The organism is Gardnerella sp. c23Ub_4 (assembly GCF_055804115.1).
Genome location: NZ_JANUYO010000001.1, coordinates 496,671 through 518,036, shown reverse-complemented (window position 1 = coordinate 518,036; position 21,366 = coordinate 496,671). Strand labels below are relative to the sequence as shown.

Here is a 21,366-nt window from a genome sequence, read left to right as displayed (position 1 = left end):
CAACTTTCGTGCTTCACTACTCTTCGCAAACATCGTTATCAAAAAGCATTGCAAGCATCTCTTGGCAAGAGATTCCTTCTTCCAGCACGCGAGCCATTGCGCTTGCAAGCGGAGTTGCAACTCCCAAACGCTTGCCCATTGCTACAACCGCGCTAGTAGTTGGAACGCCTTCCGCAACGCCATTACTCACAGCAGTTGCTTCTTCAACGCTCATGCCTTTTCCAAGATTTGATCCAAAAGTGTAGTTGCGGCTTAGAGGAGATCCGCAAGTTGCCACTAAATCGCCAAAGCCTGCAAGTCCTGCAAAAGTGCGAGAATCCGCGCCTTCCGCAACGCCCAATGCCGTCAACTCCGCAAGACCGCGCGTTTCAATCATCGCTGCTGTATTTTCGCCATAACCCGCTCCTCGAGCCATGCCAACTGCGAGCGCAACAACGTTTTTAAGCGATCCGCACATTTCTACGCCAATCACATCTGTTGAAACAAACGCCTTAAAGTAGCTGTTTGAGCAAGCTTTTGCAACCACTTCGGCATTTGCGCGATTCTCGCACGCCACAACCGCCGCAGCATGCTGCCTTAATGCCACTTCTTTGCTTAAGTTTGGCCCAGATAGTGCCGCAAAACGGTTGCGAGGTAAGTTCAAGGCCTCACACACAACTTCGTCCATACGCTTTCCTGTTGTGCGCTCAATGCCTTTCATAAGCGAAACAACAATCGCATTTTGCGGAATCTTGCCAGCAAATTCTTCGAGCGCAACGCGCGCAAACTGTGCTGCAATCGCAACTACTACAATGTCTGCGTTTGCTACAGCTTCTGCGCGATCCCCCGTAGCTGTAATGTTTTCTGGCAAACGCTCTACGATTGGCAGCCTAACTTCGTTGCGGTGATTGCTACGAATGCCTTCAACAATTTGCGGCTCTATAGCCCACATTGTCACTTGATTTCCCGCGTCTGCAAGCACCTGCCCAAACGCCGTACCCCAAGCTCCAGCACCCAACACCGTAACGTTCATGTTTACGCCTAGCCTTTCGATTTATGAGTTTGTAAACTACTTTGGTCGTAAGCCATTTGTAGCGATTTACAACTAGTCAAGTTATAGTCAACTTAGTCAACTCGTAGCAAACTTAGTTAATTTGTAGTCAACTTAGTCAACTTTTAATCACACTATTACATAATTCTACACAGTGCGCTTTACGGGCATTTTGTGAAAACTTTATTAGTGATTTATTAGTGATTTGCTTACGATTTTCTAATGATTTATCACTGATTCATCAACGATTTATCGCTTATCGAATCGCAAATTTACAATCGCTATTCTTTCACTCTTTTCATAAGCTTGTAATCGAAGTATCCAGCTGGCGATTTTTCGCCGCGAATCTCTTCCATAATTTCCGTCATGCGCACGCGTACGCGACGAGCCAGCTCTGCAGCAGACTCCATAGGCGGCAAATCGCCCCAATGCTCCATATCTTCAAGAAGATCCGAATAATCAAGACGCGCATCGTAGCACATTACAACGTTTTTCTTTGGCCACGGCCACCAATGATTAATGCTTGCAGCACCCCACGTAACAGCGCAAAATAGCGGAATTTGATGCCCAAGTCTGCGCGATGCTTCGAGCGCAATAATGCCGATTCCTGGCTTCATGCTCATAGGCCATTTTTGAGGGTCGCGCGTAACTGTTCCTTCTGGCCATACGCTAAGCGGCCTGCCATTTGTTAGGATTTTAATCGATTCTTCTTCGATTTCGCGCGCTTTTCCGCTTCTGCGCGGAACTGGTTGCATGCCAACAAGCTGGAACCATTTTCCCATGATTGGCCAATTCGCAAGCTCTGCTTTTGCCATGTATCGCGGACGGCGGCCTTGGTGGAATAGAGAAGTCATTGGCACAAAAACGTCGAACATTGTAACGTGCGTGCAAGCGGTTATAAACACGCCTTCTTCTGGCACATTCTCTAATCCCCATGCGCGCACTTTGCAACGAGATCTAAGCACGCGAGATGTTCCTTCAAGCAATCGTTCGGTTGCCTTTGGATTTTGCGCGTTGATTTCTGCCGTATTTGGCGTCCGCGCGCCCGTTGGGTAGTAATAAGTAGGGTCAACTAACTTGTGTGCGCGCGCTAAGCGTTCTACTTGCTCATCGCTGAGCGGCTTAACTGCGCTTCTAGGCGAAGGTTTTCCTTTAGATACCATACGTCTATTGTGCCGCAAACTATAAACCGCAAAATCTTCCATAAGCACACTACATGATTACGCCAGGTGCTGTAGAGATTCGAGATTTTTCGCAGCGGATGAAGCGTTTCGTTCGCGCGGTCTGAGCGCGCGAACGTCTTCGCCGCACGTAAAGTCCACTGGACTTTACGTTTGAGCGGCTCAGCGAATCGAAGTGCATTCGCGCGCTACGCTTTAAGCGCTCATGCAAGTCGATTCGCAGTCCTCCGATGGTGATTCGCTGAAGCAGCAAGAAAAATCGAGAATCTCGGTGATAAAAGCCACGCAAAAGTCCTAGATATCCAGAAGGTTTGATGTATTTCTCTACGAGCAATAAATAGCGCCGTACTAAAACCTAAAACCTTAGAATATTAACGTTCATAAGCTATACGCAAAAGTGTTTCGTTCGCGCGGTCTGAGCGCGCGAACGTCTTCGCCGCACGTAAAGTCCACTGGACTTTACGTTTGAGCGGCTCAGCGCGCCAAATTGCCTTCTCGCGCTACGCTCTAAGCTCGAAGGCAGGTTGGCGCGCCTGCGAGGAGAGAAATACTCAAACCTCGCGCAACAGCAAATAGAGAAAATCGCTCGCGCGGATTAGCCGCGCTCACGTCTTCGCCGCGCAGAAGCAATGCTTCTGCCTTGAGCGGCTCAGCGAATCGAAGGAGCTTGAAATGCATTATGCAATTTCAAGCTCAGTCAAATCGTGCAACAACTGATCGTAGTTTTGGCACAATCCTCGCTACCAACCCGTGTTTAGGCGAGCACACCCACGCTAGAACAAACATAAAAGTCGCAACCAAAACGATTGTTCCGCCAGTGGCAGTGTCTAAACTCCAAGACAAGTACATTCCAAGAATCGAAGAAGCGCACCCAATAGCAGGCGCTAAAATCATCATCTTTCCAAGTCGGTCAGTAAGCAATCGCGCAGTCGCCGCAGGCGTAATCAAAAGCGCTAAAACAAGCACGTTTCCAATTATTTGCACAGATACCACTACAGCAATCGCAACTAAAACGTATAGCATTCCATCCAACCACGCTACTGGCAACCCCATTGCGCGGCTTGTTTCGCGGTCCATCGAAACGCATACTAGCTCTTTGTGGAACATCATTAAAAGCGTTACGATTATTAGCCCTGTTATTGCTACTACAGCAATGTCGGAGTCTGGGATTCCTGTAATGGAGCCAAATAGGAACGATTCCAGGGATCCTGCATAGCCCGAAGCTTTTGATATTACTACGATTCCAAGTGCAAAGGCAGACACAAAAAATACGCCTATAAACGAGTCTTCGCGAAGCCTGCGATTTTGGCTAAATATTGATACGATTAGCGCGGTTGCAACTCCTGCTAGCGCGCCGCCAAATAGCAAGTTTCCTTGCAAAACAAACGCGATTGCGAGTCCTGGGAACACGGAGTGCGCTACTGCGTCTCCAATAAACGCCATTCCGCGCAGCACTACGTAGCATCCTACAACTCCGCATATTACGCTAGAAAGGCACGCCACTATAAGCGCTTTGAGTAAGAACCAAAGGTCTGGGTTTGTAAGGTCTTGTATAAAGTCGATTGGAGATAGCATTATTTTTCTACCACACTTTCATGCGCCATAACGCGCTCAACTGCTTTGATTAGTGGATTTTGCGGAGCTACGTGGAAGGTTCGTACCCACTGTTCTGTTTGCAAATTTTGCGGCTCATCGTCGCCCACAATAGTGCCATCAAATAGCATTATTCTCGAACATGAGTTAATTGAGCCAATAATGTCGTGCGAGCTCATCAAAATCGCTTCTCCCGACTTTGCTAAGTCCAAAAAAAGACTCGTGAGTAGCTCTTGAGTAGGCATATCTAAGCCTGTAAATGGCTCGTCTAAAAGCATTAATCGCGGCTGCCCTGCAAGAGCGCGCGCAACGAGTACGCGCTGCCTTTGTCCTCCTGAAAGCTCGCCGATTGTGCGATCTCTAAAATCCGCCATTCCTGTGCGCTCAAGAGAAGCAAGCGCTATCTCGTAGTCCTCTGTTTTTGCGCGACGAACGTAGCCAATATGACGAATGCGACCCATCATTACTACATCTAGTACAGAAAGCGGGAAATCCCACGCAATATCGTGGCGTTGCGGCACGTATCCAACGTTGCTTACTCGCGGATTAATCAAAGATTCACCGCTTTTATTAGCGTGTACTTCCAGCTTTCCAGAATGCGGTATTAGCCCCATAATCGCGCGGAAAAGCGTTGTTTTCCCAGCTCCATTTGCGCCAAGAAGCCCCACAAATTCGCCACTTTTAATCGTAAACGAAACGTCTTTTACAACAGTGCGGCTGCCGTAACTTACGCTTAAGTTTTGCGCATTTATAACAGTATTCGCGTCCATATTCGCATCCATATTTCCCTCATCAATACTCATCGCTTAAATCTCACTTAAATCCAACTTAAATCTCACTTAAATCCACCATCAATCTCACTTCAAACACTTTGCTAAAGAATCCGCATTCGCTCGCATCATATCCGCATAAGTTCGCACTTTAGAATCGAAAGCGTCTCCATAAATCGGGCAAACTTTTACGTGCGCTTGCGCCGCAAGCTCTTTAAGCACAGACGAACGCGAGATCAAATTCGGCTCCAAAAACACAGCTGGAATCTCTAAATCGCGCAAAATCTGCTGCAATCTACGCCTATCTTGCACACTCGGCTCGCTCGAAGGATTAATCGTTACAAATCCTGCAATATTCACGCCGTAAGTCTTACCCAAGTACGCAAAAGCGTCGTGCGTTGTAACCAAATTGCGCTTCTCTTTTGGTATTGACGCCAATTTTTTCCGCATATACGCGTCTACATCTAACAACTTGTTAATGTATCGGTCCGCATTTTCGCGATATTTACGAGCATTTTTAGGGTCCACTTCGCAAAGGCGATCTGCGATTGTTCGCACGTATGCTATGCCATTTTTTACGGATTGCCACAAATGCGGGTCAATATCTCCGTGAACGTGCTTTCCTAAAACTGCTTGCGGCAGCTGATAAATCTTCTGCCTTGCAGCTCCCAAAAACCTGTATCCCTGCTCGGCTGGTATCTCTTTTAGCGCGTTAGTCGGAACTTCTACAACAACATCGCGCGGCGCATAATACACGCGTTTTTGCGCAGCGGAGCGTTTTTCTTGCAAAGTATCTACGCGGTACACAAATCCGCGTTTTGCTAAGTCGTAAGCTAAATCTGCATGACCTTTGTTCAGCACTACGCTAGCTCCACGCTTTTTGGCTATTTTTTGCGCGTTTACGCCTACAGCAAATCGCATTTTGGTGTTTCCAAGGCTAGAAACTACCTCGTTTTGCGCGTTTAGCATGTCGGCGTGCAAGTCAAGTGTGTATTCGCCTGGCTTGCTAAATGCCCAGCTTAAATGCGTGTGCGCGTCTGCTGGCAAGTCTACGTGGTCGTTTGCGCTTATTCCGTTTGCGCTGTTAAAGTATGTTTCTACGCTTCCAAAAGTGCCAGTCAAATATGCAAATAGCGCGCCAGGCCCTTTTACTTTTGTTGCTGTTAAGCGTATTCTGTCGGACCTTTTCATGCTGTATGCGTTTGGCTTTATTACAGTTGCGCGACCTTCTTTTGTTGCGGTAGATGGCGCGTTTGATTGTGAAGATTGACCTGACTTTTCTAGTTGGCTAGCTTGTTTTGAATTTGTTTTTGTTTTATTGAGATTGTTTAGCGAAGCTAGTCCACCAGCCGCCGCCGAGGGCGATTCTTCCGCACGCTTTTGCGTATTTTCACTTGTAGCGCCTTGCGCGCTATGCGCTTCCTCGCTCGGCTGCGCAGCCATGCGTTCTGTAGCAAGCCCTAGCCAAATCGTGTCTAAAGACACGTCTTCTATCATCGGAATAATATCTGCCGCGTGCTTAACACTTTCTTCCGCAAGTTGCACATTTGGCACACCTTTTCGCAAATTCGCATCTAAAGCTGTAATTACGCCGTGTTCTTCCAGCATCATGTAGTTGCTAAAAGCTACATCCGCGTACACAACATCTCTAATTGAGCGCAAACGCGGCTCGTACGAATGTGGATCCGCGTTGTCTGGCACAATCGCGCTCACATTTGCCGCGTCTCCTGCCACATTCGCAACCATATCTCGCAAAACGCCTGTAGTTGTAACTACATTAATGCGACCATCGCGATGTACTGCACGATTCCCATTAGCACTACCACAAGCAGAAAGCGGCAAAATAAGCGCAACGGCTGCAATTGCAGCAAGCGAAGAGAACAAAGTTTGCTTTACTTTTTTGGGCTTACGAATCACCCTTACACACTCCTACTACTAATAGCGCAACAACCAGTTGAAGCTAACAAGTCCACGCTTGTGTAGATACCAAATTCCTGCACCCAAAACGCCAAGCACAGCAATAATTCCACCAGCAAGAAGCGAATAAGCAAGTGAAGGATTTCGCTTAAATAATCCTGTTACACCTTTTGCTTCAGACTTCACAACATCGTCATTATCGTTCAACTTCTGTCGGTACAAACTTTTAGCAAGTCTCTTGTTACTAATTTTTGAAACAAGACCTTTATGCTTTTTAGCTTTTCTTGGCAATTGTTTTCCAGAGTGTGAATTATTTGATCCAAAACCACGACCACCAACAAAAGAATTTCCACCACCAACGGCACCTATTCCATGGCCGCCATTATTTCCGCCGGAACGAGGCAAATTAGCAGGTTTTGGTGGATTATAAGGTGCAGAAGGATCAACCTTTTTGCCTTGTGTATCCTTTCTTTCATTACCTTCGCCGCCGTCAGCATACCCCATTGGTGTTTCTTGTGGATCTACACCGACAGCAACATGAATATTGCGAGTTACTGTAGAATTCCCGTCAGAAGCTTGGAATTGCAATGTGTAATATCCCGGTTCGTCGAAATCCCAATTCGCATGAGCATGCGTATTTGCAGGTATCGTATAATCTGTTGCTCCTTGAGTGGAGAAAATCTCTTGATCTCCACCGCCCAAGCCGCCAAACATCCAGACACGTACATTTCCAGGACCTTCAACTCCTGTTAGGCTCAATTGAGTTGGCTTATGCGGATTCATAGACTGATTATTCCAACCCATCCATGGCACACCATCAATTTGTGTTTGCGGTATACGATACACGCCGTTAGTTTTACCAGCATCACCAACTGCGAATACAACTGTATCCGGGTCTCTAAAGACGTGGCTTCCTGTCACATCTTCTTGCACAGCCATATCAACTTTATTTGAATCGCCCGTATATACAGCGATATCAACGTGACCATGATCTATAACAAGTTTGTCGCCCTTGATGTCTTTGAACTTTGTCACAGCAGATTGCTGACTTTGAGAAACTTGCTTTCCGTTTTTAGCGTTATGTTCCCCATTAATAAGACCACCATTATTACTTCCAAAAAGTCCTTGTTGCTGCATTTTTGCTCCAGGCCATGGAGTCACATACACAGTGTTGTTGTTACCGTTAATGAAGAAAGATCCGTTACTTTGTTGCACATTAATGCTGTGATCCTCACTTTGAGAATCATCATTATCATCTGAATCTTCTTCGCCATCTTCGCCACCGTCAAAAGATGCGCCATCATAATCAGCAAAATCCCCAGCTGTTACATCATGATTAGTGACGTGGAATGTATAGACTTGCTCAGAACTTTGCTCCTCGTCACCAACGGTAGTAGTAGCCTTCATTTTTAGCTTGTACACACCAGGACGGTTAAAAGACCAATACATGTGCGAATGCTTTCCACTACCACCATCATCAGTAATGTCAACATCTTTCGGCCAGTTTTCAGCAGAGCCGAGCATTTTCTCATAATCGTCACCGCTGCGACTGTACATAAAAACTTCGCCGTTGTGGGGTGCTTCGATACCAGTTAATGACAGTTTGACTGTTGGATTAATTTTTGTAGAACCAGCTCCCTCATATAACGGTCTAGTATCTAAACCAGGCCATAATGCACCAGTATTTCCAGCTCCAGATTGATCAAAGAACCAGACTACACCTTCGCGAGTTGTTGCGTAGATTTCTTTTATTATCGGATCGTTCTCATCTTTGGAAAACTGCATGATATTTTTAGAGCCGACTTCAAAAATAAGTCGATTCGTATCATACCGAGTGCCATTATGATCTTCACTTTCAAACGCATCGCCCAAGGTACCTAATACCATGCGCTTGCTTGTAGCATCAAAGAAAGTTGCAAAAACGTCAGTATGACCTTTATACGCGTGGCATATTGTAGCTTTACTATCAGCCGCAGGTTGCGAAGCAGTTTTATCTAAGCGAGCAGCGGCACACGCCTCACAATTAGCTTTCTTTATTTCGGCAAAATCTTTAGAAGATTTCTTTCCGCTTACAACAGTTGCGTCACTACCATTGTCAGCAAAAGCCGTGGGAGTTCCCATCATCATGCCACACAAGCACACGCCCACAAACAAAGCGCGAGATAATTTCTTTATACTATTACGAACCATTTTCGTCACACCATTATTTCCACTGAGTACCATCAGATTGCATATTGTCTGATTGAGAATATTGAGAATTATTAATTGGTGACATTATTGTCGTTTCTTGATCACTCACTAGATTTGACAAAGTATTGTCACCATTTGCATTATTCACAGAATTTGCATTATTTGCATACTGTTGATTAGCTTGTGCAGAAACTTGCTTAGCAAGCGCAAGATTTCGTGCTTTCTTGCTTTTAACTACAGCTATTAGTACAAAAATCACAATAATTACGGCAATAATAGCCACGAAAATACCTACGATTTGAAGAACTAAAGCTGTATCGTCACTTTTTTCAGATACTTTGTGAGAATGCTTATGCTTGTTGTGAAGGAGTTCGTGATGATGATTAGCTTCATCTTTTTCGGATTCATCGTTATCTTCTTCATCTTGACCCTCTTCATCGCCCTCGTTGCCACTTGCTCCAGCAGCACTCGCACCTAAAGCAGCATTAGGATCGGTATTATCTCCAACCGCAAAATTAAGAACACGCGTATCGCTTACTGCGCGTCCATTTTTAAGCTTTCCTGAAAAAGTAAGCTTCACATGATAAATTCCAGGCTTAGAAAACACCCAATTCACGTGAGTATGAGCGTTGGCTTCAATCCAGCTGTTTTGCGGATATCCTTTAGTACTATCCCAAAGTTGCTGTGGATTGTTGTTGCCATTTTCTAAGTAAACATGCAGTTTACCTGGGCCGCTTACTCCTTCAAGAGAAAGGTTTGCACCGCGATCGAGCTCGTTAAGCACGCCACCTTCCTGCGTATTCCAACCAAGCCACGGCACATCAGGATTTTGAGTTTGTGGAATTACGTAAAGCTTGGTTCCAGGCTTTTCGCCAATAAAACTGTAGGCAGCATCATCAGGCATAGGAATTATTGAATTGCTACCTAATTTAAATACCACATTTTCTGGGTCTCGCCACACTGGTTCGTCACCAGTATCATCGCGAATCTTCAATTTCCATTTGCCGTCGATTAGCGTTGGTCCAAAATCAGCATGACCTGCTTGAATCATAACTGGCTGATTGCCTTCATTAGCATAAGCAGTTTCCTGCATTGGATTTGGTACACATAAAGATGCAACCAAAGTTACTAAAGAAAATATGAGTGCAAGCAACGCAGTAGAATATACATGCTTTCGTTTTACTTGCAATGTTTCATTTTGTTTGTAATTCATTATTTAAACTTTCTAGTAATAATACGAATATTATTTACAACAATTTCAATTTAGAACGTATCAATGCTCCGCATGCGCCAGTTATTGTGCATAAGCCGACGCTCGCACCTGAAGCTGCAACCGCAACCCACTTAGTCGAGGAACCATCACCTTTTGTATCATCTGAATCATCTTCATACGCTTCATCAGATTCTTCGTTGTATTGCCTTGCACCTTGCAAAGCATGACGTTCAGTATTCTTAACAAAATCAGAGTTATTGACAGAACTATTTTTAGACTTATTGCCAGAATTATTATCTGTTCTTACGAAATTACGAATAGTCTGTCCACTTTTCTTAGAGCTCTTGTTCTTAGTATGAGTTCCGCTTGAATTTTCTGTTCTTGTAAAAGAACTAGAATCAGAACTAGCACCACTTTGCGTATTATTTTTAGAATTATTCTTACGATTAGTGCGGTTAATCTTATTGCGATTCTTCTTTGTGCGCTTGAATTTTCTGTTGGATTTCTTAAAGAAATTAGATTCGAATTGGAATCCACCATTAGAACTAGATCCAAATAGTCCCGAATTTGCAGTGCCGCCGAATACACCTTTCAAAAAGTTCTTTCCACCAACAAAATGCTTAGTCTTATTTTTGCGCTTATTATGACGCTTCTCATGGTGCTTTTTCCCGTGAGGGTTCTCATCATCTTCAGAATCAGAACCGCTTTGATTATCATCGCCATCATTGTTATGAGAGTGAGGAACGCCCTTCATCTCAATAACATAATCGCAAAACTCATCAAACATTTTATTGCGGTAAAGTTCACCGTTCTTTAAAACTAAGGAAGGACGAATCGTTGCACCTTGCATTGACGCATCAAGTTTTAGCTCCAACTTGCTGTTCACGGCACCAGGAATGCGCTTAAATTCGCTTTCTCCTTCCTTTTTTATCAACCAAACATAATCTTTAACAATGGAAGTTACTGGACTTGTCGGATCGTCAATTGGCGCACCGGTAACACCGTCGGTTGCAACATGAGGGTTAAGCAATAATGTTTTCGCGTGTAAAGTATCCCCTGGTTTGAAACGCTTATAAGGAGCAATTGCTTTTACTACAGGATGTCCGTCAGCACCGTGATCTTCAACGGCGATGGTTGCAGACGCAGTATCTTTGCCAACTTGCGTTTCACCTTCAGTTGCGTGAGCATACACTTTCATCTTGTTCATTGCAGGCTCAGCTGGAAGCTGCAATCTCTCAGCAAAAAGAGTGGTTCCATACGCGTCAGGACCTTCGTCAGCACGCACATATCTCCACTCAATACGAGCGCCCTTTGGTTTGTTAACTACTTTTAAGTCTAAACCACCATAACCTTCGTATGAATGATAATGCGGATGAGGTCCGGAATCACGAATATTGCCGATGCGCATATCGCCGCCATCGTCTTTATCCGTGTCTTTATGATCTTTGGAAGCTTCGTGCGCTTCTTCATCATCGTCAGGATTAATAAAATCACCGCGACGGTGCAAATCAAGCGTTTCCGTAATGCCAGAAGCAGGTACTTCGCCTGAATATGTATCTTCTACTTCAAAAGTGTATTCTGCAGGTTCGGTTGTGATCTGCTTCTTAGTGTTCTTATTTGTAATAGTTGCTGCTACTTTTAGTTTGTAAACGCCAGGCTGCGTAAATCCCCAGTTTGCATGCACGTGGCCAGCAGTATGTTGGTGAATTACGCCAGGTAGCATAAATCGACTGCCATCAGTATCAGGTTCGTCGTCTAAATCGTTCTCTTCAAACGATAATTTCTTCGAATTTTTACCAGCACCATCGGTAGTCCAAAGCAGAATGCGCCCGTTCATTGGTCCAGTAACTTGCTGAATTGCAATATCTGCTGTTGCGTCATCTGCGTGAGGTGCGCCAACTAAAGTTGCAGCATAACCTGTGTCCCAACCCGGGAAGAGAGGATTTCCTTTTTGATTTCCGGAGCTATCGAGATAGTAGTATTCAGTAGCGAGCGCAGGAAGCTGCGATTTTGTAGTATACGTGTTTTTTGCTACGTGCAAAGTAGTGTTTTCAGGCTTTAAGAAAGTGGCACCGTCTTTTTCGACGGCCATAATGAACTTACCATTGTATTGAATTGGGTAAAATACGTCCGTATGGCCGTGACTTAGCACTTCCTTTTTTGTAGGATCGTATTTTTCACCAGGATTACTATTTTCTAATGCAACTGCCGGTAAAGCTGCACTAAATCCTGATGCGAGCACGGCAATGGCAAGTATTGCAACACTTGCCATTGCAAAAGCACGTTTCACAATATTCCTAATGACCTTAGTCATAATTATTATTTCGCTCTCTACACTTCATCTTCTCTATTTCGCCTATTCGCGCTCTTCTTTCACGAATGACTATGGAAGACATCTTTACAACGTCTATCAATAATAATAATGATTCTCATTAATAGTCAAGTCGACACTCCGAATAAACAAAAACGCTGGCAGCTCAAAGCAACCAGCGTCGATTATTTTTAATAACTATTTATTAATTATTTAAATAGTTTGTAGCTAAAATTCTCAGCCTTCTACAATATCTGCATTAAGACAAGTCTTAAAGTGACGCAAAGCCCACTCGTGACCTTGTGGATCAAAGCTTGCAACTGCATCTTTGTGAACCACAATCTTGAAGCCAAGATTATACGCATCAACAGCAGTGTGGAGTACGCAAATATCCGTGCAAACTCCCACCAAATGCAGCTCCTCAATATGACGTTCGCGCAGCTTAATCAGCAAATCCGTGCCATTAAACGAAGAGTAGCGAGTTTTATGAATGTAATACACGTTGCTTTTATCTTTATTTGCCTCATAAAAATCACCAAGAGTTCCATAGAGCTCCTGACCATGAGTTCCAGCAATATTGTGAGGTGGGAAAAGCTTAGTTTCTGGATGATACGGGTCGTTTAGATGATGCGTGTCGATTGCAAAAACCACGAACTCTCCAGCGTCAAGAAATTCCTGCGAAATCTCAGTAATACGCTTCTCAAGCTTTTGCGCAGGTTCTCCTACTGTAAGCGAGCCGTCACTTGCAACGAAATCATTCGTGTAATCAATGTTGATAAGAGCCTTTTTCATACATACTTCCGTTTAATTGTGTTAAAGCTACACTTACACATTACTCTTTAGACTAACAAGATTCTTTACACTAACATGTTTTGATACAATCGCACTATGGCAGCTTTTCGCTTTTTGTTGCTCTAAACCGCAGAATCAGGAACAAAACGCGGAAAACAAAAAAGCGGGGAACAATCAAGTTCCCCGCTAGAAAGAATAATGCGGCAGCGTGTTAGTCTCCCACACCCTATCGAGTGCAGTACCCTCACCGTGTCAGGCCTTAGCTTCCGGGTTCGGAATGGGACCGGGCGTCTCACCTGAGCCATGACCACCGCAAAACTAGATTATACACTCACTATAAGCGAGCGGCAAGCTGGCGGTTTGGGAACCGGACATGAACGCGAGCAACAAGAAGAAACAATCATCAAAATCAACAACTTAACCATAATCATGACCGCTTAACACTCCCTAATGTTAAGAGAATTAAACGATAAGCAATACAAGTAGTATCACAATCGCCCATTAGTACTGGTCAGCTCCACCCCTTACAGGGCTTCCACATCCAGCCTATCAACCACGTGTTCTACATGGGGGCTCACACACAAAGTGCAAGGAATGCTAATCTTGGAGCAGGCTTCCCGCTTAGATGCTTTCAGCGGTTATCCCTTCCAAACGTAGCTAACCGGCAGCGCCACTGGCGTGACGACCGGCATACCAGAGGTTCGTCCACCCAGGTCCTCTCGTACTATGGGCAGGTCTCCTCAACATTCCAACGAGCGCAGAGGATAGAGACCAAACTGTCTCACGACGTTCTGAACCCAGCTCGCGTGCCGCTTTAATCGGCGAACAGCCGAACCCTTGGGACCTGCTCCAGCCCCAGGATGCGACGAGCCGACATCGAGGTGCCAAACCATCCCGTCGATATGGACTCTTGGGAATGATCAGCCTGTTATCCCCGGGGTACCTTTTATCCGTTGAGCGATGCCACGTCCGTACGCCGGCACCGGATCACTATCTCCGACTTTCGTCCCTGCTCGACCCGTCAGTCTCACAGTCAAGCCCGCTTGTGCGATTACACTCAAAACCCGATTGCCAACCGGGCTGAGCGGACCATTGAGCGCCTCCGTTACTCTTTAGGAGGCAACCGCCCCAGTTAAACTACCCGCCAGGCACTGTCCCTAACACGGATAACGTGTCGAGGTTAGACGCCAGATATGGAAAGAGCGGTATTTCACTTGTTGACTCCACGCAAGCTAGCGCCCACGCTTCAAAGCCTCCCGCCTATGCTACACGATCCACACCTAACGACAATACCAAGGTATAGTAAAGGTCCCGGGGTCTTTTCGTCCTTCTGCGCTTAACGAGCATCTTTACTCGTACTGCAATTTCGCCGGGCTCCTGGCCGAGACAGTGGGGAAGTCGTTACGCCATTCGTGCAGGTCGGAACTTACCCGACAAGGAATTTCGCTACCTTAGGATGGTTATAGTTACCACCGCCGTTTACCGGGGCTTAAATTCACCGCTTCACCGAAGCTAACGGATCCTCTTAACCTTCCGGCACCGGGCAGGCGTCAGAGCGTATACAGCGGCTTACGCCTTCGCACGCTCCTGTGTTTTTGGTAAACAGTCGCTACCCCCTAGCTTGTGCCACCCCCAACAGCTCCGCATGTAAAAAACATCACCATCAGGGGTCTCCCTTATGCCGAAGGCACGGGAGTAATTTGCCGAGTTCCTTGGCCAGGATTCGCCCGATCGCTTCGGTATACTCTACCAGACCACCAGTGTCGGTTTAGGGTACGAGCGGAATCACACCTCACGTCGAAGCTTTTCTCGGCAAGCAGGATCACCGGAATCAGCCATACGGCCTACCCATCACGCCTCAGCTTAAACATCCCCCGGATTTACCTAGGAGACAGCCCACACGCTTAGCCACGGAAAACCACCTCCGCAGCCGGCTACCTACCCGCGTCACTCCCACGCTAACCTACTACCGATACGCTCCCAACACTAAACCAGAAGAAAACCCCGAAAGGCAATCAACCAGAATAACGAAGGTTAGTACTCTCAGATTCAGTTCGAACGGTGTAACACCGGTACGGGAATATCAACCCGTTCATCCATTCGACTACGCCTGTCGGCCTCGCCTTAGGACTCGACTCACCCGGGGACGACGAACGTGGCCCCGGAACCCTTAGTCATTCAGCGGACAGGATTCACACCTGTCTCTCGCTACTCATGTCTGCATTCTCACTCCCGTATAGTCCACGACAAGTTCACACTGCCGCTTCACCCCATACAGGACGCTCTCCTACCCCGCGTGAAATAAATCACGCAGTCGCGTCTTCGGTGGCGTGCTTAAGCCCCGCTACATTGTCGGCGCGGAACCACTAGACCAGTGAGCTGTTACGCACTCTTTCAAGGATGGCTGCTTCTGAGCCAACCTCCTGGCTGTCTATGCGACTCCACATCCTTTCCCACTTAGCACGCGCTTCGGGACCTTAGACGACGATCAGGGCTGTTTCCCTTTTGACGACGGAGCTTATCCCCCGCCGACTCACTGCCATGATAAACCTAACAGGTATTCGGAGTTTGGCTGCTATTAGTACCCGGTATGGGCCCGCAAGCATCCAGTAGCTCTACCCCCTGTAAGCAATAACATGACGCTGCACCTAAATGCATTTCGGAGAGAACCAGCTATCACGGAATTTGATTGGCCTTTCACCCCTAACCCCAAGTCATCCCCCCAGTTTTCAACCTAGGTGGGTTCGGTCCTCCACACGGTCTTACCCGCGCTTCAACCTGCTCAGGGCTAGATCATCCCGCTTCGGGTCCAGGACATGCGACTAAAACGCCTTTTAAAACTCGCTTTCGCTACGGCTCCCCCACCCGGGTTAGCCTCGCCACATACCACTGACTCGCAGACTCATTTTTCGATAGGCACGCCGTCACCCCACAAGAAGGCTCCGACGGATTGTAAGCGCACGGTTTCAGGAACTATTTCACTCCCCTCCCGGGGTGCTTTTCACCTTTCCCTCACGGTACTAGTACACTATCGGTCAGACAGGAATACTTAGGCTTACCCAACGGTCTGGGCAGATTCACGCGGGATTCCACGAGGCCCGCGCTACTTGGGAATAAACATAAAGAGACATCGCACGACCTGCTACGGGGCCATCACCCTCTACGGCTGGGAATTCAATCCCATTCACATAACACGATGTTTTATCACTCTCCTCAACCCCGTCAGAGGCTGAACAGTCAATCCCACGACCCCGAATACGCAACACCTGACGGTTATCACACGTACTCGGTTTAGCCTGATCCGCTTTCGCTCGCCACTACTCACGGAGTATCCTTTCCTGCAGGTACTGAGATGTTTCACTTCCCTGCGTACCCCCCACAAAACTGTGGTGACCACCCATAACAGTGGCCGGGTCTCCCCATTCGGAAATCCTCGGATCAAAGCCCACTCGGCAGCTCCCCGAGGCATATCGCAGCCCGTCACGTCCTTCATCGGTCCTGTCTACCAAGGCATCCACCATACGCCCTTACCAGTGATACACCAGTAAAAAGCCTATCGCTTAACTCTCTAGACAATAAATCATCACACTAAACGATCACAAAACGATCAAGCGACTCCACCAAAATGGAGCCGGTTGAAATTGATAAAAGTAAAAACAAGCAAAACCAAAAAATAGTCTCACTATTCTTACTCGCGTCCACTATCCAGTTCTCAAACCACCAAACACCAAGAACACAAGCCAAAACCAAAAAGCCTCAACCTGTAATCCAAGGGCTAGGACCGCAACCCCAAACAAAAAAGGGGGGTGGCAATCCGGGAACCCAAAAGCATGCCCAACATACTCACACAAAAAACGTTAACTATTGTTTTCCACACCAGTAACCACACTCAAACCGAGCGTGCACAAAAACTCCGTAGAAAGGAGGTGATCCAGCCGCACCTTCCGGTACGGCTACCTTGTTACGACTTAGTCCCAATCACGAGCCTCACCTTAGACGGCTCCATCCCAAAAGGGTTAGGCCACCGGCTTCGGGTGCTGCCCACTTTCATGACTTGACGGGCGGTGTGTACAAGGCCCGGGAACGCATTCACCGCGACGTTGCTGATTCGCGATTACTAGCGACTCCGCCTTCACGTAGTCGAGTTGCAGACTACGATCCGAACTGAGACCGGTTTTAAGGGATCCGCTCCATGTCACCATGTCGCATCCCGTTGTACCGGCCATTGTAGCATGCGTGAAGCCCTGGACGTAAGGGGCATGATGATCTGACGTCATCCCCACCTTCCTCCGAGTTAACCCCGGCGGTCCCCCGTGAGTTCCCGGCATAACCCGCTGGCAACACAGGGCGAGGGTTGCGCTCGTTGCGGGACTTAACCCAACATCTCACGACACGAGCTGACGACGACCATGCACCACCTGTGAACCTGCCCCGAAGGGAAACCACATCTCTGCAGTCATCAGGCACATGTCAAGCCCAGGTAAGGTTCTTCGCGTTGCATCGAATTAATCCGCATGCTCCGCCGCTTGTGCGGGCCCCCGTCAATTTCTTTGAGTTTTAGCCTTGCGGCCGTACTCCCCAGGCGGGACGCTTAACGCGTTAGCTCCGACACAGAACCCGTGGAATGGGCCCCACATCCAGCGTCCACCGTTTACGGCGTGGACTACCAGGGTATCTAATCCTGTTCGCTCCCCACGCTTTCGCTTCTCAGCGTCAGTAACAGCCCAGAGACCTGCCTTCGCCATTGGTGTTCTTCCCGATATCTACACATTCCACCGTTACACCGAGAATTCCAGTCTCCCCTACTGCACTCTAGCCCGCCCGTACCCGGCGCAAACCCACCGTTAAGCGATGGGCTTTCACACCAGACGCGACGAACCGCCTACAAGCTCTTTACGCCCAATAATTCCGGATAACGCTTGCGCCCTACGTATTACCGCGGCTGCTGGCACGTAGTTAGCCGGCGCTTATTCGAAAGGTACACTCACCCGAAAGCTTGCTCCCAATCAAAAGCGGTTTACAACCCGAAGGCCTTCATCCCGCACGCGGCGTCGCTGCGTCAGGGTTTCCCCCATTGCGCAATATTCCCCACTGCTGCCTCCCGTAGGAGTCTGGGCCGTATCTCAGTCCCAATGTGGCCGTCCGCCCTCTCAGGCCGGCTACCCGTCGAAGCCTAGGTGGGCCATTACCCCGCCTACAAGCTGATAGGACGCGACCCCATCCCATGCCACTAAACACTTTCCCAACAAGACATGCGTCAAGTTGGAGCATCCAGCATTACCACCCGTTTCCAAGAGCTATTCTGGAGCATGGGGCAGGTTGGTCACGCATTACTCACCCGTTCGCCACTCTCACCAACCAGCAAGCTGGTCGGATCCCGTTCGACTTGCATGTGTTAAGCACGCCGCCAGCGTTCATCCTGAGCCAGAATCGAACCCTCCACGAAAAACTTCAATGAAGAGCCAACATAAGGCTCCAATATAAAAGAAAAAGACGAGACATTCTTTAAGGAAAGAACATCCCAACAAAAAACCTCACCATCATTTAACCATCTCTCAGGCACCCCACAATCTGTGAGGCTGACAATGAACTGGCAATAATTAACTAAATAAGTAGTACAGACACGCTCTTGAGTTCTCAAACCACCACCACACCAGCCGGCTCATCAACCTCAACCGAGGAGAACCAGCCGCGCTGAGCAGCAAGAGATAAACTTACACCAAAGCAAGCCCAAAAGCAAATCACACCCAAACCAACAAGCCAAAACCATTGAAACAAAGCCAAAACATCGGCGTGTTGAAAACACGATAAAAACACGCAAAAACGCCACGCAACCACACACCAACAAAAACACAACAAAAATAATCCAAAAAAACAAGAAAAACACCCCCAAAAACCAAAACACGGGAGTGTCGCAAACAAAAATAGATGGGCAATTAACACATAACTGCCCATCTATACAATCTTTATCTATTTTTTACCTATTTTACCTATTTTTACCTTAGATATTTTCTACTTACTTTGACTATTTTTTAGTCACATGGCCACCAAACTGCGCACGCAACGATGAAACTACTCGCAAAGTGTCATCTCCACCTCCGCGAGATACTTGGCGAGCCCACAATGAGCATGCGGTAACTGGGGTTGGAACACCAAGTTCAAGTGCAGCTTCAACCATCCACTTTGCTTCACCAGACTCATTAGCAACAGGAGGCATAGATTCTAATGTAGGATCGTCTTTTGCAGCGCGTGCGAATAAGTCAAGCAGCCAAGACTGAACAACAGAACCTTGACGCCATGAAGACATAACCTTAGCTGGATCATCTATTAATTCTGAACGCATCATTGTTGCAAAGCCTTCACCAAAAGCCTGCATCATGCCGTATTCGATTCCATTGTGAACCATCTTGGCAAAATGACCACCACCAACAGCACCAGCATGAACTAGTCCGTCAGGACCTTCAGGCTTCAAAGTCTCGAAAATTGGTAACATTCTCTGATAATCTTCATCGTAGCCGCCAGCCATCAATGCGTAACCACGAGTAGATCCCCAAACTCCGCCTGAAACTCCAACATCCATAAAATGGATTCCTTTTGTTTTTAATTCAGAAGAATGACGCTGATCATCAACATACCTAGTATTGCCTCCATCAATTACTAGGTCATTATCTTCAAGAAGATTGCTTAATTTTTCGATAGTTGTGTCTGTAGGAGAACCAGCTGGAACCATAACCCATACAATACGCGGACTAGAAAGTCTTTGTACCAATTTTTCTAAAGAGTCAACATCTCGATTTGATTCGGCACTAACGTCGTATCCAACAACTTCATGACCTCCTTCGCGCAAGCGCTTAACCATGTTTCCGCCCATGCGCCCTAAACCGATAACACCTAATTGCATAATAAATTCCTTCTTTCAAATTTTTTAATAACTTTTAATAACTTTTAATAACTTTTAATAACTTTTAATAACTTTTGCAAAACTGTCACAAAACTTATTCAGACAATCTTTTTAATTTCATATGAACACAGGAACAACAGCAGAAACTAGCATAATAATTGCAAGTCCAACAACAGACAATACTGTTTCCATCAATGACCATGTTTTAAACGTTTGCCCTACGCTCATACCGAAATATTCTTTAACCAACCAGAATCCAGCATCATTTACATGAGATAAGAAGATTGATCCAGCACCAATAGCTAGTACGAGTAACGCTAATTGTACTTGATTTAGATTTGCAGCCAAAGGTGCAACAATTCCAGATGCTGTTACGGTTGCAACGGTTGCAGATCCAGTCGCTAATCTAATTAGTACAGCAACAATCCATCCAGCCAGAAGAGGATTAAGATTTGCCTGAACAATGTCAGTAGCAATAACTTTACCAATTCCAGAATCTACAAGGGTTTGCTTGAATCCACCCCCAGCAGCAACTATCAACAAGATACTTGCAATTGAGGAGAACGAAAGACCTACCAGAGAATTCAATGTATCTCTACTCCATTTTGCGCGAATAGCAAATAATATCATCGCAAAAATAGTAGTGATTGTAAGAGCTTCAAGTGGTGTTCCAATCCATGCGATTACACTACCAAATGTAGATTTTGATTGCCCCGTAATATCAACAACACTGGCTGCAAGCATAAGAATTACTGGAAGTAAAATTACGCTAGACGCTTCCGCGAATGTAGGACGATTTTGTGGCTTATCTTCCTTCTTATTGTCTTCTTCTTGCTTAGCTTGAATAGGAACCATTTTTACCATCCAATGAACCATTAGAGGCCCTGCGATTGCTACAGTTGGTATGGCGATAATCAAACCAAAAGCCAAAGTCAATCCAATGTTTGCATGCAAAGCATCAATAGCAACAAGTGGTCCAGGATGTGGCGGTACAAAAGCATGCAAAGCCGATAAGCCTGCGAGCGCTGGTATGCCGAGAGCAATTACTGGCATTTTTGTACGACGCGCAACAAGAAGAATAATTGGTATAAGTATCACTACACCAACTTCAAAGAACAGTGGAATTCCAACAATAAATGCGCTCAGAGCCATGGCCCATGGAAGCTTATGTTCTGGAGCTTTCTTCAGTATGGTGTCACAAATCACGTCTGCTCCACCTGAACGTGTAAGAAGAATTCCAATAATTCCGCCTAAAGCAATGAGTAATCCAACTCCTGATGCTGTGGAACCAACTCCATTAGTAAAGCTTGTAAGACTTTTATCATATGGAACTCCTGCAATGATTGCAGTTGCAATCGAACCAATCATTAACGATAGGAAAGGATGTACTTTTACCACTGCAATAAGTACGACAATAAGCGCTATACCTAATATTGCCGCAAGAATTAACCCACTCATAAATCCTCCA

Annotated in this window: 12 protein-coding genes and 3 rRNA genes; all 15 read right to left on the bottom strand. The window is 46.4% G+C overall.

The features are described from left to right. Window positions 1-16 precede the first annotated feature (16 nt). A complete protein-coding gene (locus NYP67_RS02130; RefSeq protein ID WP_004129811.1) occupies window positions 17-1,012 on the bottom strand; it encodes an NAD(P)H-dependent glycerol-3-phosphate dehydrogenase in 996 nt (331 codons plus the stop codon). A 299-nt stretch (window positions 1,013-1,311) separates the two neighbouring features. After that, window positions 1,312-2,193, bottom strand: coding sequence for a lysophospholipid acyltransferase family protein (locus NYP67_RS02125; RefSeq protein WP_032835836.1), 882 nt, complete (start codon window positions 2,191-2,193; stop codon window positions 1,312-1,314). A 711-nt stretch (window positions 2,194-2,904) separates the two neighbouring features. Then, window positions 2,905-3,786 carry an anchored repeat-type ABC transporter permease subunit gene (locus NYP67_RS02120; RefSeq protein WP_004129803.1) on the bottom strand — a complete coding sequence of 294 codons (882 nt, stop codon included), beginning with the start codon at window positions 3,784-3,786 and terminating at the stop codon, window positions 2,905-2,907. Next, window positions 3,786-4,607, bottom strand: coding sequence for an anchored repeat-type ABC transporter ATP-binding subunit (locus NYP67_RS02115; protein ID WP_415695070.1), 822 nt, complete (start codon window positions 4,605-4,607; stop codon window positions 3,786-3,788). Before NYP67_RS02115 ends, NYP67_RS02120 begins: the two co-directional genes overlap by 1 nt. Window positions 4,608-4,661: 54 nt before the next feature. Beyond that, window positions 4,662-6,491 (bottom strand): anchored repeat ABC transporter, substrate-binding protein, encoded by a 1,830-nt coding sequence (locus NYP67_RS02110; protein WP_415695068.1) that lies wholly within the window; start codon window positions 6,489-6,491, stop codon window positions 4,662-4,664. A gap of 18 nt (window positions 6,492-6,509) precedes the next feature. Beyond that, entirely contained in the window at window positions 6,510-8,681 is a 2,172-nt protein-coding gene (locus NYP67_RS02105) for a choice-of-anchor M domain-containing protein (protein ID WP_180963206.1), read from the bottom strand. Between the two features lie 13 nt (window positions 8,682-8,694). Beyond that, window positions 8,695-9,894: a TIGR03773 family transporter-associated surface protein gene (locus NYP67_RS02100; RefSeq protein ID WP_004129792.1), complete on the bottom strand. Its 1,200-nt coding sequence runs from the start codon at window positions 9,892-9,894 to the stop codon at window positions 8,695-8,697. 34 nt (window positions 9,895-9,928) lie between these two features. After that, a complete protein-coding gene (locus tag NYP67_RS02095; RefSeq protein ID WP_102704895.1) occupies window positions 9,929-12,208 on the bottom strand; it encodes a choice-of-anchor M domain-containing protein in 2,280 nt (759 codons plus the stop codon). A gap of 234 nt (window positions 12,209-12,442) precedes the next feature. Then, entirely contained in the window at window positions 12,443-12,997 is a 555-nt protein-coding gene (locus tag NYP67_RS02090; RefSeq protein ID WP_004125197.1) for a cysteine hydrolase family protein, read from the bottom strand. Window positions 12,998-13,195: 198 nt separating this feature from the next. Next, window positions 13,196-13,312, bottom strand: a 5S ribosomal RNA gene (rrf, locus tag NYP67_RS02085). 167 nt (window positions 13,313-13,479) lie between these two features. Then, window positions 13,480-16,538, bottom strand: a 23S ribosomal RNA gene (locus NYP67_RS02080). Between the two features lie 378 nt (window positions 16,539-16,916). Next, a 16S ribosomal RNA gene (locus NYP67_RS02075) occupies window positions 16,917-18,443 on the bottom strand. The 16S, 23S and 5S rRNA genes sit together here, the layout of an rRNA operon. Before the next feature lie 191 nt (window positions 18,444-18,634). Continuing rightward, window positions 18,635-18,952 (bottom strand): hypothetical protein, encoded by a 318-nt coding sequence (locus tag NYP67_RS02070; protein ID WP_473411126.1) that lies wholly within the window; start codon window positions 18,950-18,952, stop codon window positions 18,635-18,637. A gap of 70 nt (window positions 18,953-19,022) precedes the next feature. After that, complete coding sequence (gene gnd / locus NYP67_RS02065) at window positions 19,023-19,898, bottom strand: phosphogluconate dehydrogenase (NAD(+)-dependent, decarboxylating) (protein WP_473411125.1); 876 nt, start codon at window positions 19,896-19,898, stop codon at window positions 19,023-19,025. Window positions 19,899-20,015: 117 nt separating this feature from the next. Next, window positions 20,016-21,356 (bottom strand): GntP family permease, encoded by a 1,341-nt coding sequence (locus NYP67_RS02060; RefSeq protein WP_473411124.1) that lies wholly within the window; start codon window positions 21,354-21,356, stop codon window positions 20,016-20,018. Window positions 21,357-21,366: the final 10 nt, after the last annotated feature.

Bases quoted from the DNA above. Each gene is read 5' to 3' on its own strand.
- NYP67_RS02130 (WP_004129811.1), bottom strand. From the start codon at position 1,012: ATGAACGTTACGGTGTTGGGTGCTGGAGCTTGGGGTACGGCGTTTGGG.
- NYP67_RS02125 (WP_032835836.1), bottom strand. From the start codon at position 2,193: ATGGTATCTAAAGGAAAACCTTCGCCTAGAAGCGCAGTTAAGCCGCTC.
- NYP67_RS02120 (WP_004129803.1), bottom strand. From the start codon at position 3,786: ATGCTATCTCCAATCGACTTTATACAAGACCTTACAAACCCAGACCTT.
- NYP67_RS02115 (WP_415695070.1), bottom strand. From the start codon at position 4,607: ATGAGTATTGATGAGGGAAATATGGATGCGAATATGGACGCGAATACT.
- NYP67_RS02105 (WP_180963206.1), bottom strand. From the start codon at position 8,681: ATGGTTCGTAATAGTATAAAGAAATTATCTCGCGCTTTGTTTGTGGGC.
- NYP67_RS02100 (WP_004129792.1), bottom strand. From the start codon at position 9,894: ATGAATTACAAACAAAATGAAACATTGCAAGTAAAACGAAAGCATGTA.
- NYP67_RS02095 (WP_102704895.1), bottom strand. From the start codon at position 12,208: ATGACTAAGGTCATTAGGAATATTGTGAAACGTGCTTTTGCAATGGCA.
- NYP67_RS02090 (WP_004125197.1), bottom strand. From the start codon at position 12,997: ATGAAAAAGGCTCTTATCAACATTGATTACACGAATGATTTCGTTGCA.
- NYP67_RS02070 (WP_473411126.1), bottom strand. From the start codon at position 18,952: ATGGGCAGTTATGTGTTAATTGCCCATCTATTTTTGTTTGCGACACTC.
- gnd (WP_473411125.1), bottom strand. From the start codon at position 19,898: ATGCAATTAGGTGTTATCGGTTTAGGGCGCATGGGCGGAAACATGGTT.
- NYP67_RS02060 (WP_473411124.1), bottom strand. From the start codon at position 21,356: ATGAGTGGGTTAATTCTTGCGGCAATATTAGGTATAGCGCTTATTGTC.